Genomic DNA, 15819 nt, shown 5'->3' on the forward strand with positions numbered 1-15819 from the left:
AAAAAGTGTTCATTTTTACTTGACACTTACACCTACTTGAATAGTTCTAAATCTTTGTTAGATACAAAAATAAAAGAATTAGAAGAGAAGAAAGCTACTGTAGATAATAAGAAGAATATTATTGAAGCTAAATTGTCTGAGAAAAAGCATTTGTATGATAATTTAGGTGGTATGACTGAGAAGAAATTGCTAGAAAGTCTTAAATCCATAATGGAAAAAAATAAATTCTTACCAATAAACGATGTATCTCAAGAAGTAAAAGAAATCAATCAGCAAAATCTTGATAAATTATTAAGTTTTAAAGAGGAACTGGCTATAAAGATAAACAATTTAAAAAGTATTCAAGATAGCGGTTTGACTAAAGGTCTAAATAATGAAAATTTATTAAATGTAAAAGCGAACATTGAACTGCTTAATAATCAGATTGAGCTTACAAGAGATAAGATTGAAATAAAAAAACTGTTTATTGATAAGGCTCATCAAAGAATGAACACTTTAAACCAAGTGAGAATAAAAATTACGAAGAGTTTAGAAATTAATGATGATATAAATGAACAACAGATAAGTATTAAAGAGTTAAATAATAACATAGAAACACTAATATATACTGCAGATATAAATGAAATTTGGAATGGGAAGGGTTTAGAAGAGTTTCAAAGATATTATAAGAATCAGCAGGAAAAACTTGATGATCTTAGTAATTTGATAAAAGTAAATGAATATGAAGGTAAGGTTGCAAAATTAAAAAATGAATTAAAGAAATTAGATAAGATACATAAGGAAGAGAACGAAGAAATTCAATCTATTAAAAAGCAGTTATTAAATTATGAAGGTAAACTAGAAAAAGTAAATAAAGAACTTAAACATGAAGAAGATTCAAAGATAAACCAGATTATTTATAATGTTCAAAAACATATTTTAAATGGAGAACATACAAGTAGTGATTGTCCTGTATGTGGGACTGATTTTAAATCATTTAATAATTCATTACAAGCGCAAGTGAAAGAGACACTTTTAAAGTCAGAAAAAAAGTTAGATGAAAAACAACAAAAAAAGTTAGAGCTTGTTAGTCAATATAATAAATTTGAAGATAAATATGTTTCTGTTTCAAGTAAAATTGAAGGAATGGAAGAAAATAGAAAGAATATATCCAAGAACATTAATAAACTTATTGAAAAGATAACAGAAATAAAATCAAACCTAATTGGTGTACAAGAAGACAATGGCTTAGTTAAAAACAAAAAAAATCTTGAATCAATCCAAAAGTTTTTACATGACTATGAGCAAACATTTAATAATATTAGTGTTATACAAAATAAGAAGAAACAAAAGAGAAAATTAGAAGATTCTCTAAAAGAGTTAAAGGTATTACAAGAAAGCATTATTAGGAGCATACCTTCAAGGTATAAAATATATAATGATTCAACTGAGAAGATTAATGAAAAGGTTTCTATGTATAGAAATTATATTGACCTAGTTGAAGAAAGAAATAATTATTTAGAAGAAATTCTTGATAATAAAATAAGTAATCTTAATTTGTTGAAGCAACGAGAAATTGCAATATTAGATTTAGCTCAAAAATATCAAAATGAGCTTAATTACAGTCATTGTATTTTAGATGAGGAATTATTGATGAAGAGTATCCAAAATACATATTCTAATTTACAGAGTCTTAATTTCGAAATTGATAATATTACCCAATCTATATACTCTTTCATCAATGAGGATGATTATATAAAATTAAAGAAAGAAAAAGACAAAGTATTGTTAGACCTTAATGATGTGAAACACCACATTATTTCAGGTCAGCTTTAGCACATTATTTGAGTCTAAAATCTGAAATAATTTGGATACATTTTCACAATGTATCAGATTTGCACATTATTCCATCTCCTTTTTCAAAATTTTTAAGTTGTTATACTTTGGAAAATGGCCCCTTTGCTTCACAAAGGGGCCATTCATGGTCTATAATCAATCATATAGATATGAATTTGTATTAAGCTTTATCATAAGCCACTCTCTTCTGCGGCCAAACGAACGACTTCTTCATCAATATTTTCTTTTTTCATTTGATAGCCTAATAATAGGCTATTGGTCGCTAAAGTATTAATAAGACGTGGCCAACCTTGCGAATGTAAAGCGATTGCCTCAAGCGCTGGTTCGGTAAAGATGGGCATCTTAGCTCCAGCTGCTTTGAGGTGATGTGCTACATACTCCGAGACTTCATCTTTATTTAACGCCTCCATTTGATATCGCATGATTAATCGTTGAGCTAGTGGTCGGTTTTGGTTTAAACCTAACCGCATTCGTAAATGCGGTAATCCCGCAAGCACTAGAATAAATGGATTAAACGCATCCATATGGAAGTTAAATAGGACACTCAAATCATTCAGAAAAGCATCTTTGGCCATATGCATTTCATCAAGGATGAATACTGGGGTGATATTCCTCCCTTTATACATACGCTCAATGCCACTTTGAATTTGACGAAATAAATCCACTTTACGAAAGTTTGGTTCTTCCCCCAATCCATACGCAATCCCCCGGTAAAAATCCATAACACCTCCCGTTGATAAGGGAAAATAAACGACATGATATAATGAAGGATTCAAGGACTCTTGAAAGGACCTTAAAGCGAATGTCTTCCCTGCGCCCGGTTCTCCCACGATAAGCCCCATACCCCTCGCTTTTTGTAAATAATCCAAGCGGGCAAGGGCCTCTTGATACGGAGAAGAAGTAAATGCCTCGGAGGTGTTTGCCTCTTTTGTGAAAGGCTCCTGGGCTAATGAATAATAGGATTTATACATCAATCTCATCCTCCTTTTCCGTCATTTTTGAGAAAGAAAGTGATGATGATTGCTGTCTCTTCACGTGGGCATTATCCTTTAAGGATACGGGAGTGATCTCGGTTATCACTTGACCTTCCTCGTAGATGTACACACGTGAATCATCCAGACGGATGTCGATGGTTTGACCTATAAATCGAGGTGGAACCTCATATAACTGCTTGTTTAAAGAAATGGTTCCATCAGCCTTCACCTTACGATGTTCTCGCTTTAAGAAAATCGTATCAAGAATCGAAGGATCATCCAGAAATCGAACACGATCAATTTGTGAGTGAAATACCGCATGAGGTGTGTCACCATCAAGGGAGGCATGTTCCCTCCGATGATAATCTTCTTCTAACCATCTCCAGAAACGTTCATTCAGATCCTCTAATGAGAGTGCGGGATTCGCTTTTAATAATGGGTAAAAGCGCGTCTGTACGGTTTGGAAAAATCGTTCAATTTTGCCCTTACTTTGGGGGTCATATGGCTGAGTGTGAGTCAATGTAACCCCCAATTGCGCACAGGCGAACTGAAGGGTTTCAGAACGATAAATCTTCCCGTTATCCGCATAGATCATTTTTGGCAACCCTCTCCGTAAAAAGGCCTCTTTGGTGACTTCTCTAAGACCATCAAACTTTTCGGAAGAAAAGAATTGCGCATACGGAACGAGTCGTGAACAATCATCAATATATGCAATTAAAAATGTCTTTTTCTTTTTCCCTTGGACTGGGACATATGGCCCGTGAGACAAGTCTGCTTGCCATAAGACATTGATTTGATTGTGTGAAAAACGCCTTCGTTCAGGTGATGATGAGCGATGACTTTTCAATTGATGCTTATTGATTAGTCTCCGTATGGTTGAATAAGAAACCTCATTAGCTCGGATTTCACCGTTTTTGATCAACTGCTCATAAAATACGGTAACCGGCATTTCAGGGGTTTGTTTGCGTAACTGAATAATATGATCCTGTTGGTCAGGTAATAGTCTGCGAGATTGACCACGATCATTGCGTTTACTTGGTTTTAATCCTTCAAATCCATATCTCCGATAGGTTGACAGCCAACCTTGAATCGTCTTGGCAGCTACTCGTTTTTCGCCATAGTAGGGAATATCATGCGTTTTGCCACTCTGCTCAGCTAAATAATCTTTTGGCTCTACTATTTCATTTAATAATGGTGTAATCATTCCATATCTAAATAGTGCTATGGATTCTCTTGTTTTTTCATCCATATTTGGATACCTCCTTCTAAATAAGAAGGACGGCCGGCCATCCATATACCTCTATTCTACTGCCAGATTTCAAGCCTGCCTATGCAAAAGGTGTGTGGAATGGCTGAATTAAATAACCATCCCCCATCATTTCCCCAAATAATGTGCTTATGCTATGATGGAGGAGGAGCCATAAAATAAGATGATAAATGACCCTTTGACCTTCGTAAGAAGGTGGATTCGCCAAAATCTCGGATCATTGTCATATATTTTATGGCTTTTGTTTTTTGTTGATGCACCTCTTGAAAATCAATGATATTCCCCCAGTCAGCCAAGCACATATGAACCCAAGATAGTTGGCTAAAGAATCGTTTGACATAGAAGTCTACTAATTGTCTATAACTCTTCTTCTTATTATTTACTAGTTTTTCATGAATCATATCCATAACAGTCTCTAAAGTGTGTTGAAAATAAGGAATAAAAAAGCTGGGCAGGACTGAAAATGTCTTTTTGCAGTTCCGGCAACGATACCGACATATAGGAACTCTCTGCGTAATAATACCAGTCACACCATACCTCCAATAAAATCCATGACGAGACAATCGATCTTTAGAATGGCACTCAGGACAAGAATCGTAGTCAGGAAAACAATTGTTTTGGCCTAATCTAGCGTAAGTTTTAAAATCAACTTCGAAGTTATGATATAACTGAGCCATAAAAATTCCCCCTGAAATAATCTGCTTAAAATTTAGCACATTATATCAGAAGGGCCTAGAGGACTATCTTAAAAATTTTGATTAAATTCGGGCGGTTTTGTATGAAACAAAATGCTGATTCACATTAATGAATTAAATATAAAACTCGATGAGAACAATAATCTATTAGATCAGATTGACCTATTTTTAAAGGGGCATAAAAGAGTACAAACAAGTCTCTTAAATAAGTACCTTGAAGAACAAAGCAAGAACATTAACTATTATTTTAAGCAAATTTCACCGCATGCTTTCTATAAAAAAATTAAGTTAGTTGCAGCAAAAGGTGAACTATATATTTTACTTATGGAACAAGATGGAGAAATTATAAATGATGATCTTGAAGAATTAAAGCAAGAAGTAAATGCAAGTCTTACTTTTAGTGCTGCACAATCAACCATTTTGGCTCTAAGTGTATTTTTATCACTTAATACTACGCATAGTTGGAGTGACCTTAAAATATTAGGTATAGACGATCCATTTCAAAATTTAGATGATGTAAACATTTATTCTTTTGTGGATGTGATTGGTACACTTATAAATCGAAATCAAAAGCAAATTTTTTTAAGTACACATAATAATGATTTTTTTAAACTAATTAACTCTAAATTAAATATAGAAGACAATGAAATTGGTAATATCACGTTCTTATCGTACAACAAAGATAAAATGTTAATTAGCTCTAATGTACATTCCTCTAAGTAATAACTGTAAAATTCAAATTAAGTGAATTATCATCTAAAAAAACTAATTTTTATATAGTAGTTTAAAGGTAATCATAACCCAAGTATATTTAGTTTTGTCAATTGATGTTAATAAAAATGCTAACATTTTGCTAACGCAATCTCATAAAAAACGGTAAATCACCGTTAAAGATGTTACAACCAACAACATCAAAAACGTTGATTTACCGCGATTTTCGCACCCCACGTTAAAGATATTACACACTTTCAACTTACGGGCGGCATGATGTAATATCGCCCGTAATCGCTGATGTGACAATGTTTGTGGCAAGTGTTATTTCATAATATGATGCAAAAAGTCACATAAAAATCACATTTTTTATAAAATTATTTCTGAAAGGGCGTTTTCGTATAAAGATTTTACTTTTACGGAAGCGTCCTTTTTTATTTTATTGGTTACGTGTATAATTTTTATGATTGTCTTCACATCCTCATGACCAGCAGTTTCCATAATGGTCGCTAAATCGATCCCTGCTTCTGCCATCATACCAATATGAGAGTGTCTAAAATGTGAGGAGTCGCTTTTTTGTGATCTTGGTATATTGGAGCAACCGACTCATTCTATTGAAAATGGTTTTCTGGATAAACGGATAACCTTTCTCCCTACAAAACATGAAAGTCGAATCATGCGCAGTCCTTGATTTTGTGACGGTGTTCATTTTAATTTTGATATGCCCTTAACGATGGGATTTAGGAGTTGTATGATTTCATCTTCCATATTAATCGTATGAATGGATCCTGTCTTATGTAGGCGTCAATTCATAATATTTCGTGATTATTACTTCCTTTTTACTAAATGTAATATCCGACCATTTGAGAGCGCGCGACTCCCTTGACCGCATCCTGGAAAAGGCTAACAAAAAAACGTTCCAGGTTTAAATCTAAGCCATTTTCACGGACTACCTTTAAAAATTCTTCTAATTCTCACCGCTCCAAATACCTTTTCTTTCCTCAATCGGAGTTGTTTCAATCTCTTCAACCTTTTGACGTTTTTTGAGCATCACCACTTTTCCGAAGCTACGTTCCAAATTCAATAAAGGTGATTTAGATTTATAAATAATTGCTTTCAAATGATAATGGTTCCCTTTTGTTATAGGTGGCTCAAAAAATGGCAATATTCACCCTCTAACTCATCTATTATTCTTATTTAATAGTAGATGAATTGAGGTGATTTTGGAGAAAAAGTGTTCAATCTTATCTAGCGGAAACTGTTAACTTAATCTAGCAGTTACAGATAAAGTTTCTGAGGAATCGTTTTATTTTTGTCACTATTTTTTTAATATTAACACTTATAATAACTTTATTAAAATTCTATTTACAACTAAATATTTTTTGCTAGAATGGCAAATACTAGAAATCAATTTTAGTAATTCTTACAATAGGGGAGGAACTAAAATGAAAAAAACTTTAACAATTTTAGGAGCTTTAGTAATGGTGATGTCATTATTTACGACTACCAGCTTTGCACAAACCTCGTCTGGAATTAAACCATTTGCTTATGAAGATCCAGGCTTTGGTACCGGGTTTGATTGGAAGCATTTGGAAACTACTAAAAGGGATAATGTTGCAGTAAATAACATAACGAAAGTTGCCACAGATACAGCAATTATTTACGCTGGGGGAAAAGTAGGAAAATTAATCAAGAAAGGATTACTTGGACAGGCTGCTGGATTTGCTATCGGGAAACAAGTTTCAAAACTAGTGCCCAAAGATCAAAACACATGGTGGACAACTGAAAAATATTATGATATTGATAAGACTGATACTGTATACGTAAAATACGAAGTTTATGTTTATTCAGATTCAGGTAGAAACAATTTAATCACTCAATATTCCGTTGTTGAACATACTTAAAATATAGTATAATCTAAATGAAGGGAAATTATGGCAAGTAGCACGTAAATCAGTGTTCTTTTGCTGTTAGGGTGTATTCTCATGAAAGCTGATAAAAAACAATCTATTTATATATTCATTGTAATCTTAATTTCTGTGACTCTTAATCAAATTTTTCCGTCAAGGGCTTGGTACTACCTTATGATGTATTTAATGATTACATCGGAGTTTTTGTTTAAGAATCCTTCTCGAAAAGAATCAGCCCTTTTAATCTTTGGTACGCCTGTTGTTATTGTTATTATTAATTTGCTCTTTTATGGAACATTCTACTAAAGATGAGAAAACCGCCTTGAAAAACTTAATTTTCAAGAGAAATATCTATACTGATATGCTCCCTTCTAAGTAGACAGGTTAAAAATTAAACTGCTACTTAGAGGGAGTTATTTTTATGTAGTATTATAGAATTGAAAAATGAAAATTACGTAAAGAGAAGTGGGCAATACATATATAATTCAGGTGGGTTTGTTTGTGAAAGCTGTATGTCAAGTAGTGATACTAGTCCCGATTGTGGTATAGTATTTGAACGCGAAACATTACACGGAGCCTTTTGTCAAAAGTGTGAATCTAAACACTAAAATTTATCAATGTGTTCTCGAAGAACTTGATCGAGCTTGTTTTAACTAAATGAACTTGCTAAATCTCCCAAAACGCTCTTGACAGGGGAGGGGACGCTATATATTTTTGCTTTATTGCCATATGCCTAAGAACTACTCAATTTGTCAATTCATTTACTTGTTTTAATTTTGATAGCGATGAAATCAAATAAAACTGATAAAAGGAGTTAACAAAATGCTAACATTTTGTTAACGCAATCCCATAAAAAACGGTAAACCAACGTTAAAGATGTTACAGCCAAAAATATCCAAAACGTTGATTCACCGCACATTTTGCACCTCTCGTTAACGATATTACACTCTCAAAGCTTACGGGCGGCATGATGTAATATAACTTATAAAACTTTATTATAACAGGGTTTTTAAAGTTTCAAATTCATGATTGCTCATGTTTTTGCTCATGTATTAAGATGCTTTGTTAAAAAAGGCTTCCAGTACTTTTTGGAAGCCTTTTTCCTTAGCAGATTAAAAAAACATATCATGTTTAATCTATCATTTAATATTCTTATTTATGTTTTTTCGATCAGTTAGTCCTGAATAAGGAATTTTGTTATAACCATATAGGCTTTCTATAGACCCACCCCGAAATAGTTGAGGATCGATGTCATGGTGGTTTCTCAATATTAAATCGATACATGCTCTTATTTTAATTTGGTTTTGTATATTTTCATTGAAAAATTCTTTAAATAAATCAATTGATGGGATTAAGTTATATAAATAACGACATTGGTCAAATACAAATATGTCTGAGTACATCCAGGTTTCCTTTGCTTTAGTTGTATAATATGGTAAATAGTAACTTTTGAATAGATGTATTATTTTTCAATTCTACTGTTTTATAATCACTAATAGGTTCACATAATATTATTCTAAGGAGACTATTATGAGTAATAAAAATCTTAATAACAAAATTTTTAATGTAATCATTGCTGTTTCAAGTATTTTAATAATATGTATGCTTATAACTTCTGTTATTGCATGGAAAAAAACAGCTGATTTGATTTTTATTATATCTGGATTTATTAGTATTCTAGGTATCTTGTTCAATATACACTTATATTCAAAAGAAAAATCAAAAAATAAGGAGCTGTAATTTATGAAGAAAAGTATTGCAAAATCTTTATCTCTTATTATGGTCATTTGTATTTTAGCAACTTCTTTACCAGTCCAAGCTGTACAAGCTGCTACTGAGACTCCCCAAAATCAAATTGAACAATTTAATATTAAGAAGAATGGTGTCTTATATGAAGATGATACTTTTAAAGTAACTCAAACTGATAATTCAAGAACTACACTTAATAAAAAAACTAATAATAAGGTTGAGCTAACATTTACAAATTCTAACCAAACAAAAGGTATTTATACGGATATTAACGGAAATGAAAAAAAATATTCCACAGATGCTGATGGAAATATATATTTAGATGGTGAACGTTTTATAGAAGTAAATCATTCTAAAAAAATATCACCAAATGGTTATACTAATCCAAAGTATTTTAAAGGAAAAGATGGCTTTACATATTACTATGTTAATACAACTTCCTATAATACTAAACTACAAGGTGATGTTGAGAGTATTGCACTTGGTATTTTATCATTTGTTCCATATGTAGGTACAATATTTGCAGTATCTGCTATTATTGCAGATAGTAAAGGGGGAACCTTTGAGAGGTTATGGAATGAACCAACTGAGTAAAGACGGTATCGTGTGTGTTGAATTCCGCAAATGGGCCATTTTTGCGGAATAAATAAAAATTTGAAATATAAGTGAACCTTTTCATCAGTTCAACTGTATAAGTTAGTAAAAGGATGAAAAGGAGTCGATTACTTATGGCTTTGGGATGGTTAATTGGTTTGATTGTAGCAGCAATTCTCGGAACAACTCTTGCAATCCTAATTGGGACAATGAATAAAAAGGTTGTACCTGACAAAAGGGAGACATTGATTTTAGGAAGTCCGATATTTATTTTTACTGGACGAGATGGGATTATGTCATCATTATAGCCTCTCTTTATACATTTTTGTGTATAACAGGTTTAATGTTATTCCTGCTTAGGGGCGAAAATATTGACAGTCCTTGGATACAGTTTTTTATTCATCAAACGTTTGTGTTTTCATTAATCACTTTTATTTGGTTCATCACCAGAATCGCATTTGTGTTTAAAGGGATAAAAGAGCGGTGGTCCGATGAGTTCAAATAATGATGCTGCATCCTACGAAAGTAAAAAGCGAGTTGAGCATACGATTGAGGAATTATTTGTTATTTATAAGGCGCCAATTTATCGGTTTGTTTTCCGATACTGCCAGGATGAACAACTGTGCCTTGATCTTGTTCAGGATACATTTGTCAAATTTCATAAATATCAGGCATACTTCGACGAAAAAAAGTCCAATATCAAAACCTATTTGTTTCGCATAGCCTACCAACTTATGATCAACCGCCTTAAAAAACGCAGTCGAATGAAAAAGATACTGCCTTTTTTATATGTGAATAGTCAGCAACAGAACTTATCATACGAAGATAAATTTACAATTCAAGCAGCAATTCAACAACTCCCCGATAAACAACGAGCAGTTATTCTTTTAACTTACTATCACGATCTTACACAGAAGGATATTTCTGGAATTCTTGAAATTCCGATAGGGACCGTAAAATCACGACTGGATGCTTCGCTAAAAAAATTAAAAGCATTATTGGAGGGTAATAAATGAGTAATAAGGAGATTCCGAATGAGATTCAAAACAAATTAGATGAATTTCACGTGGAAGTACCGGAACTTCCGATGAAAAGCAGTAAGCTGGAACGACTGCCAAACTGGATTTACGGACCAGCCCGGGATCCACTGGAGATATTGGGCATAAGCGGAAATTCCATTGGTCGCCTTGTATTCTATCCATTGGCTTTTGTACTATTATTATTCTTCACACCCATTTTCTTTATTTGAAATGAATTCCGGTAATGGGCAATAGATATAAAGCCATAGTAAATCTAATTAATAAATATTTGGAACGGAAGCAGGCTGAAGCAAAGACGGACCCTCTTTAAGAAATACATATTATGATTAGCAAAAATCTAATGGGAGTAATTTTTAATGAAAAATAGTGGGTTCCTTTTCCATGAGTTTACGAGACTTATGGGAAGCTTCAAGAGTTACGCAGAATTACCGATAACTATGATATTCCAAGTGATGGGCGCGAGACTTATGCTGCGACCTGTCAAATGCTGCAAGAAGCGGATCAGGCTTATTCATTCATAAAAAAAGGAAATAAATCTGTAAAAAGGAAAGATTGGACGTTTCTCAATCCAATCTTTCCTTTTTACATACCTATTCATCTATTATTAAGCAATTCAGGTTTGGCATTTTTGAATATTTGAGTTTTGACTGCTCTGTCCTTTCATGGAATGATGATATAGAACACCGCACATTTTCTCCACTTGTTTAACAACAGCCAAAAAAGAGGGGAATGTAAAAGTTCTTTTTGGCTAATCTAATATTATGCGGTTTAGAAATTTCATGCTCAATGAAGTAAGATGGAGATCAATCATCTTCGGATTAAAGATGACTTTTGCCATCTTTATTTGTTGACATATGACAGTGTGTCATATAAAATAAACGTATCAGAAAATGACACGCTGTCATATTTTTGGAGGAATAACATTGCCAAAAATGACGTTTTTTAATTTGCCGGATCATAAACGAAAGAAATTGATAGATGCAGCCGAAAAGGAGTTTGCAAGGGTCGCTCTATTTGAAGCCTCCATTGCAAATATTGTAAAAACAGCTGGTATTCCGCGGGGAAGCTTTTATCAATATTTTCAGGATAAAGAGGACCTTTATTTTTATTTATTAGATAAGAAATTAGATGAGAGTAAACGGTATTTTGTATCTATACTGGATCATCATAATGGCGATATTTTCGAAGCTATGGTGGATATGTATCACAAATTTCTGGTCATGATGCCTGATGAGGAGGAGCATAACTTTATAAAAAATGCACTGTTATATGCGACGAATAAAGTGGAAAACTCCTTCACCTCAATATTTGATTCGACGTATGACAATAACCATTATTATAAAGTGATTGAATCCATTAACAGAGAAAAATTGAAGGTTAAAGAGGATGAGGATTTGCTCTCCATTCTGCAAGTGATGTCTGCTGTAGCCTTCCATAATATAATTGTAAAATTATCGAATAAATTATCGGATGATGAGGCAACTGAACAATTTAAAGTTCAGATGGAATTATTAAAACATGGTGTCTACCAGGAAACCTAAGCCTTCAAAAAATGAAAGGGGGACTCCCAATGACGGTTACGATTTATGGAATAGGGTGTAAATCAACAAGGAAAGCGAGAAAGTGGCTGGAACAGAATGAAATAGCTTTTGTGGAGAGGAATATTTTACATAAACCTCTAACTGTAAGTGAAATTCATAATATTTTACGCATGTCAGAAGATGGGACCGATGGAATTATGGCCACGCGGTCTAAGGCATATAAAGATTTGAATCTTAACCTTGATGAATTATCACTTCAGGAGCTCATTGAATTGATTCACAGACAACCGAAGTTACTTAAAAGTCCTATTATTGTTGATGAAAAAAGATTGCAGGCAGGCTATAGTGATGAAGGGATCCGACAGTTCCTCCCCAGGAATTCCCGTTTAAACTGGAGGATGAGCCGTTTGAACCTGCTTAACGTTAACCCAACTAATTAACACCTACCGCACCATGGATATGTACCGAAGAAGGCCATGGTTTTTTACTCACCATTTAGAAAAAGCGATGCTTAAAAGAAGCATCGCTTTTTTACTGCTGGAAATTATTTTGAGTTAGAAATTAGGTTACGTCATTTCATTTCAAATTTGGGAGTGTTCATTTGTTTTCGTTATTAGCTGAATCTTCTTCCTCAATCGGTAAAAACTCAAAAATCTCACCGGATTCAATAGATTGGACAAGTCGCTCCAGCCAGTGACAATATTTTCTGTAGTCCTCCAGCTGTTGTATGTCCTGTTCCGCTCGCTCCTTTAAATCTTCTCCTGCTTCCTCATCATCCAGGACTTGCTGCAGCTTCTCTTCTGCGTAGTTAATCGCGTTAAGATTCAATTTCGCTTCTCTTTCCCATTTATCACCAAAAAACAGGGAGAAATATTGAAAGAAATTTTTCTCGGCCAGAAACAAGTCTTTCCGTGATCCTTTTTTCCATACCTTCTGGACAATATTGATATCCTGTAATTTACGTACGGCCGTGCTCATGCTTGGCTTACTCATGCCAAGGTCATCTTTCATATCATCAAGTGTCATCGGTTTATGTTTAAAATACATCGTTGCGTATAATCTGCCAATGGACGGAGTGACCCCGTACAGATCCATGGTCTCGGAAATTGAGTTAATGACTGCACCTTCTGCCTGGTCAACCAATTCTTCAGCTTTCTTCTGCTTACCATCCACTTCTCCCAAGGAAAATCTCACCTTTCTCCATATGTTTTACAGGTTCAATTAATTCAATATAAATTTAATTATCTACCACTATTAAAAACCTAACTGGAGCAAATGTCAAAAAATGAAAAGAGAATAGACGCAGGTTTACAAAAAAATTTTACTATGGTATATTTAAAATATTCAATATGTTAAATAAATATTTAACAAAGTTAATGAAGAAGCAATTCGGGCAGAGGTGGAATTCATATGTCTCACCCTGGGCCGTAAGTGATGCAGGTGGGGATTGGATGAATACAAAGAACCACCTGATCTTTTATTGGCATTTCGAGTCCTGATTCTAATCGGGGTGTAGAAATTTTAGATAAACATCATCGTGTACGAAGAAGTCAATGTATGGAACTAATCTTAATCCTAAAGCAAATTTTAATGAATTATGTTTATTTGGTTTTGACTCTTCGTTTTTTCAACAATTAAGGAGGTCTGGAATATGAACGAAAAATTTGACTATGTCATTATTGGAGCAGGCAGTGCAGGTTCTGTACTTGCCGATCGTTTAAGTGAAGATGGAAAGAGAAGTGTTCTTGTCCTGGAAGCTGGCCGCAGTGATTATCCATGGGACCTGTTAATTCAGATGCCGGCAGCTTTACCGTTCCCGGCAGGAAAAAGCTTCTACGACTGGAAATACGAATCTGATCCTGAACCTTATATGAATGGTCGCCGTATCAAGCACGCTCGAGGAAAGGTGCTTGGGGGTTCGAGTTCCATTAACGGTATGATTTATCAGCGGGGGAACCCACTGGACTATGAGCGCTGGGGTGCCGATCCGGGCATGGAATCGTGGAGCTTTGCCCACTGCCTTCCATATTTTAAACGCCTGGAAAATGCCTTGGGATCAGATCCGGATGATGAGCTTCGTGGCCATAATGGTCCGATTAAATTGGAACGCGGGCCTGCGACAAATCCATTGTTCCAAGCTTTTTTTGATGCAGCAGTCGAAGCTGGCTATTCCCGAACACCTGATGTAAACGGGTATCGTCAGGAAGGCTTTGGCCCATTTGATAAACATGTTTATAAAGGAAGAAGGATGTCAACGTCACGTGCTTACTTACGTCCGGCGATGCGACGCCCGAACCTTACAGTGAAAACACGTGCTTTCGTTACAGGCATCGACATTAAAGGCAAACGTGCCGGTGGTGTGACCTATCAGCGAAACGGAAAGACTCATCATGTCAATGCAGGCGAAGTGATTCTTGCTGGAGGTGCCATCAATACACCACAGCTGCTTCAGCTTTCTGGTGTAGGTGACGCTGAACATTTGCGCTCTGTTGGTATCGAGCCAAAAGTTAACCTGCCGGGTGTAGGGGAAAATCTTCAGGACCACTTGGAAGTTTACATCCAGTATTCCTGTCCATTACCGGTTTCCCAACAGCCTAGCTTAAATAAAGCTCGGATGCCTTGGATCGGCTTACAGTGGTTACTAGGACGTAAAGGCCCTGCGGCAACCAACCATTTCGAAGGTGGAGGATTTGTACGTTCAAACGAGGATGTTGACTATCCAAATCTCATGTTCCACTTCCTCCCGGTTGCTGTACGGTACGATGGACAAAAAGCGGCTACAAAACACGGATTCCAAGTCCACGTTGGACCGATGTACTCTGATGCCCGTGGATCATTAAAGATTCGTTCAAAGGATCCTAAAGAGCATCCAAGCATGGTCTACAACTATCTTTCAACCGAACAGGACCGTCGCGAATGGGTGGAAGCCGTTCGAGTGACAAGGGAAATTATGTCTCAGCCAGCGATGAAACCTTACAACTCAGGTGAAATTTCTCCTGGTCCTTCCGTTCAAACAGATGAGGAGATCCTGGACTGGGTGGCCAAGGATGCGGAAACAGCCCTTCATCCGTCCTGTACAGCAAAGTTGGGACCTGAGTCAGATCCTATGTCTGTCGTGGACCCGCAAACGATGAAAGTCCATGGGCTCGACAATGTGCGTGTGGTTGATGCATCCGCTATGCCATATGTAACAAACGGGAATATCCATGCACCTGTGTTAATGCTTGCGGAAAAAGCGTCAGATATCATCCTTGGACGTAAACCGCTTGAGCCAATTCATGCTGATTACTACCGTCATGGAGTAGATCCGGCTGATGCAGGTACAGTAACAGGTTAAACCCTTAAATATTTTCTTAGAGAAGGCCTCTTTCAAAATGTATTTGCCCATGCAAACATACATTTTTGGAAGAGGCCTTTCTTTGTTTGTTCAGTCATCCACTATCCTGAGAAAACCGAATTATATCGGAATTTCATAAATATTATTCCGGAAGCTGTAATAGGA

Annotated in this window: 17 protein-coding genes; 11 read left to right on the forward strand and 6 right to left on the reverse strand. The window is 35.1% G+C overall.

All coding sequences use genetic code 11. The features are described 5' to 3' along the window. Positions 1-36 precede the first annotated feature (36 nt). Entirely contained in the window at positions 37-1815 is a 1779-nt protein-coding gene (locus ABD006_RS12490) for a coiled-coil domain-containing protein (protein ID WP_343841603.1), read from the forward strand. A gap of 191 nt (positions 1816-2006) precedes the next feature. Here ABD006_RS12490 and ABD006_RS12495 read toward each other — a convergent pair whose 3' ends face one another. The 3 genes from ABD006_RS12495 to ABD006_RS12505 form a co-directional block, all read right to left on the reverse strand. Beyond that, positions 2007-2807, reverse strand: coding sequence for an ExeA family protein (locus tag ABD006_RS12495; RefSeq protein WP_343842190.1), 801 nt, complete (start codon positions 2805-2807; stop codon positions 2007-2009). Beyond that, positions 2800-4059: an IS481 family transposase gene (locus ABD006_RS12500; RefSeq protein ID WP_343841606.1), complete on the reverse strand. Its 1260-nt coding sequence runs from the start codon at positions 4057-4059 to the stop codon at positions 2800-2802. Before ABD006_RS12500 ends, ABD006_RS12495 begins: the two co-directional genes overlap by 8 nt. 152 nt (positions 4060-4211) lie before the next feature. Next, positions 4212-4754, reverse strand: a complete 543-nt coding sequence (locus tag ABD006_RS12505; protein ID WP_343841609.1) for a DUF6431 domain-containing protein — start codon at positions 4752-4754, stop codon at positions 4212-4214. A gap of 111 nt (positions 4755-4865) precedes the next feature. Between ABD006_RS12505 and ABD006_RS12510 the strand changes: the two genes are divergently transcribed. Further along, the gene (locus ABD006_RS12510) at positions 4866-5495 is read left to right on the forward strand and encodes a hypothetical protein (RefSeq protein WP_343841610.1); all 630 of its coding nucleotides are present in this window, start codon (positions 4866-4868) and stop codon (positions 5493-5495) included. 357 nt (positions 5496-5852) lie between these two features. On the opposite strand, the gene ABD006_RS12515 is transcribed toward ABD006_RS12510, so the two are convergent. Continuing rightward, positions 5853-6020 carry a hypothetical protein gene (locus ABD006_RS12515; protein ID WP_343841612.1) on the reverse strand — a complete coding sequence of 56 codons (168 nt, stop codon included), beginning with the start codon at positions 6018-6020 and terminating at the stop codon, positions 5853-5855. 430 nt (positions 6021-6450) lie between these two features. Further along, positions 6451-6603: a hypothetical protein gene (locus tag ABD006_RS12520; protein ID WP_343841614.1), complete on the reverse strand. Its 153-nt coding sequence runs from the start codon at positions 6601-6603 to the stop codon at positions 6451-6453. A 325-nt stretch (positions 6604-6928) separates the two neighbouring features. On the opposite strand from ABD006_RS12520, the gene ABD006_RS12525 reads away from it, so the two are divergent. From ABD006_RS12525 to ABD006_RS12560, 8 genes are all read left to right on the forward strand, one after another. Next, entirely contained in the window at positions 6929-7387 is a 459-nt protein-coding gene (locus tag ABD006_RS12525; protein ID WP_343841616.1) for a hypothetical protein, read from the forward strand. 1536 nt (positions 7388-8923) lie between these two features. Then, positions 8924-9133 (forward strand): hypothetical protein, encoded by a 210-nt coding sequence (locus ABD006_RS12530; protein WP_343841618.1) that lies wholly within the window; start codon positions 8924-8926, stop codon positions 9131-9133. 3 nt (positions 9134-9136) lie between these two features. Continuing rightward, positions 9137-9736: a hypothetical protein gene (locus ABD006_RS12535; RefSeq protein WP_343841620.1), complete on the forward strand. Its 600-nt coding sequence runs from the start codon at positions 9137-9139 to the stop codon at positions 9734-9736. A gap of 134 nt (positions 9737-9870) precedes the next feature. Beyond that, complete coding sequence (locus tag ABD006_RS12540; RefSeq protein ID WP_343841623.1) at positions 9871-10044, forward strand: hypothetical protein; 174 nt, start codon at positions 9871-9873, stop codon at positions 10042-10044. Between the two features lie 183 nt (positions 10045-10227). Next, positions 10228-10752, forward strand: coding sequence for an RNA polymerase sigma factor (locus ABD006_RS12545; RefSeq protein WP_343841626.1), 525 nt, complete (start codon positions 10228-10230; stop codon positions 10750-10752). Next, positions 10749-10985 (forward strand): hypothetical protein, encoded by a 237-nt coding sequence (locus tag ABD006_RS12550; RefSeq protein ID WP_343841629.1) that lies wholly within the window; start codon positions 10749-10751, stop codon positions 10983-10985. Before ABD006_RS12545 ends, ABD006_RS12550 begins: the two co-directional genes overlap by 4 nt. 723 nt (positions 10986-11708) lie before the next feature. After that, positions 11709-12317 carry a TetR/AcrR family transcriptional regulator gene (locus ABD006_RS12555; protein WP_343842193.1) on the forward strand — a complete coding sequence of 203 codons (609 nt, stop codon included), beginning with the start codon at positions 11709-11711 and terminating at the stop codon, positions 12315-12317. Between the two features lie 29 nt (positions 12318-12346). Beyond that, a complete protein-coding gene (locus tag ABD006_RS12560) occupies positions 12347-12757 on the forward strand; it encodes a Spx/MgsR family RNA polymerase-binding regulatory protein (RefSeq protein ID WP_343841632.1) in 411 nt (136 codons plus the stop codon). Positions 12758-12914: 157 nt separating this feature from the next. Here ABD006_RS12560 and cudC read toward each other — a convergent pair whose 3' ends face one another. Beyond that, entirely contained in the window at positions 12915-13490 is a 576-nt protein-coding gene (gene cudC, locus ABD006_RS12565) for a choline uptake/conversion transcriptional regulator CudC (RefSeq protein WP_343842195.1), read from the reverse strand. Between the two features lie 478 nt (positions 13491-13968). Here cudC and betA point away from each other — a divergent pair, with 478 nt between their 5' ends. Continuing rightward, positions 13969-15654, forward strand: coding sequence for a choline dehydrogenase (gene betA / locus ABD006_RS12570; protein ID WP_343841634.1), 1686 nt, complete (start codon positions 13969-13971; stop codon positions 15652-15654). Positions 15655-15819 lie beyond the last annotated feature (165 nt).

It is taken from the genome of Salinibacillus aidingensis (assembly GCF_039522525.1).
GTDB classification, from domain to species: Bacteria; Bacillota; Bacilli; order Bacillales; family Alkalibacillaceae; genus Salinibacillus; species Salinibacillus aidingensis.

Excerpts from the sequence above, each read along its gene's own strand:
- ABD006_RS12495 (WP_343842190.1), bottom strand. The coding sequence starts at position 2,807 with ATGTATAAATCCTATTATTCATTAGCCCAGGAGCCTTTCACAAAAGAG.
- ABD006_RS12500 (WP_343841606.1), bottom strand. The coding sequence starts at position 4,059 with ATGGATGAAAAAACAAGAGAATCCATAGCACTATTTAGATATGGAATG.
- ABD006_RS12505 (WP_343841609.1), bottom strand. The coding sequence starts at position 4,754 with ATGGCTCAGTTATATCATAACTTCGAAGTTGATTTTAAAACTTACGCT.
- ABD006_RS12510 (WP_343841610.1), top strand. The coding sequence starts at position 4,866 with ATGCTGATTCACATTAATGAATTAAATATAAAACTCGATGAGAACAAT.
- ABD006_RS12515 (WP_343841612.1), bottom strand. The coding sequence starts at position 6,020 with ATGATGGCAGAAGCAGGGATCGATTTAGCGACCATTATGGAAACTGCT.
- ABD006_RS12525 (WP_343841616.1), top strand. The coding sequence starts at position 6,929 with ATGAAAAAAACTTTAACAATTTTAGGAGCTTTAGTAATGGTGATGTCA.
- ABD006_RS12530 (WP_343841618.1), top strand. The coding sequence starts at position 8,924 with ATGAGTAATAAAAATCTTAATAACAAAATTTTTAATGTAATCATTGCT.
- ABD006_RS12535 (WP_343841620.1), top strand. The coding sequence starts at position 9,137 with ATGAAGAAAAGTATTGCAAAATCTTTATCTCTTATTATGGTCATTTGT.
- ABD006_RS12540 (WP_343841623.1), top strand. The coding sequence starts at position 9,871 with ATGGCTTTGGGATGGTTAATTGGTTTGATTGTAGCAGCAATTCTCGGA.
- ABD006_RS12545 (WP_343841626.1), top strand. The coding sequence starts at position 10,228 with ATGAGTTCAAATAATGATGCTGCATCCTACGAAAGTAAAAAGCGAGTT.
- ABD006_RS12550 (WP_343841629.1), top strand. The coding sequence starts at position 10,749 with ATGAGTAATAAGGAGATTCCGAATGAGATTCAAAACAAATTAGATGAA.
- ABD006_RS12555 (WP_343842193.1), top strand. The coding sequence starts at position 11,709 with ATGACGTTTTTTAATTTGCCGGATCATAAACGAAAGAAATTGATAGAT.
- ABD006_RS12560 (WP_343841632.1), top strand. The coding sequence starts at position 12,347 with ATGACGGTTACGATTTATGGAATAGGGTGTAAATCAACAAGGAAAGCG.
- betA (WP_343841634.1), top strand. The coding sequence starts at position 13,969 with ATGAACGAAAAATTTGACTATGTCATTATTGGAGCAGGCAGTGCAGGT.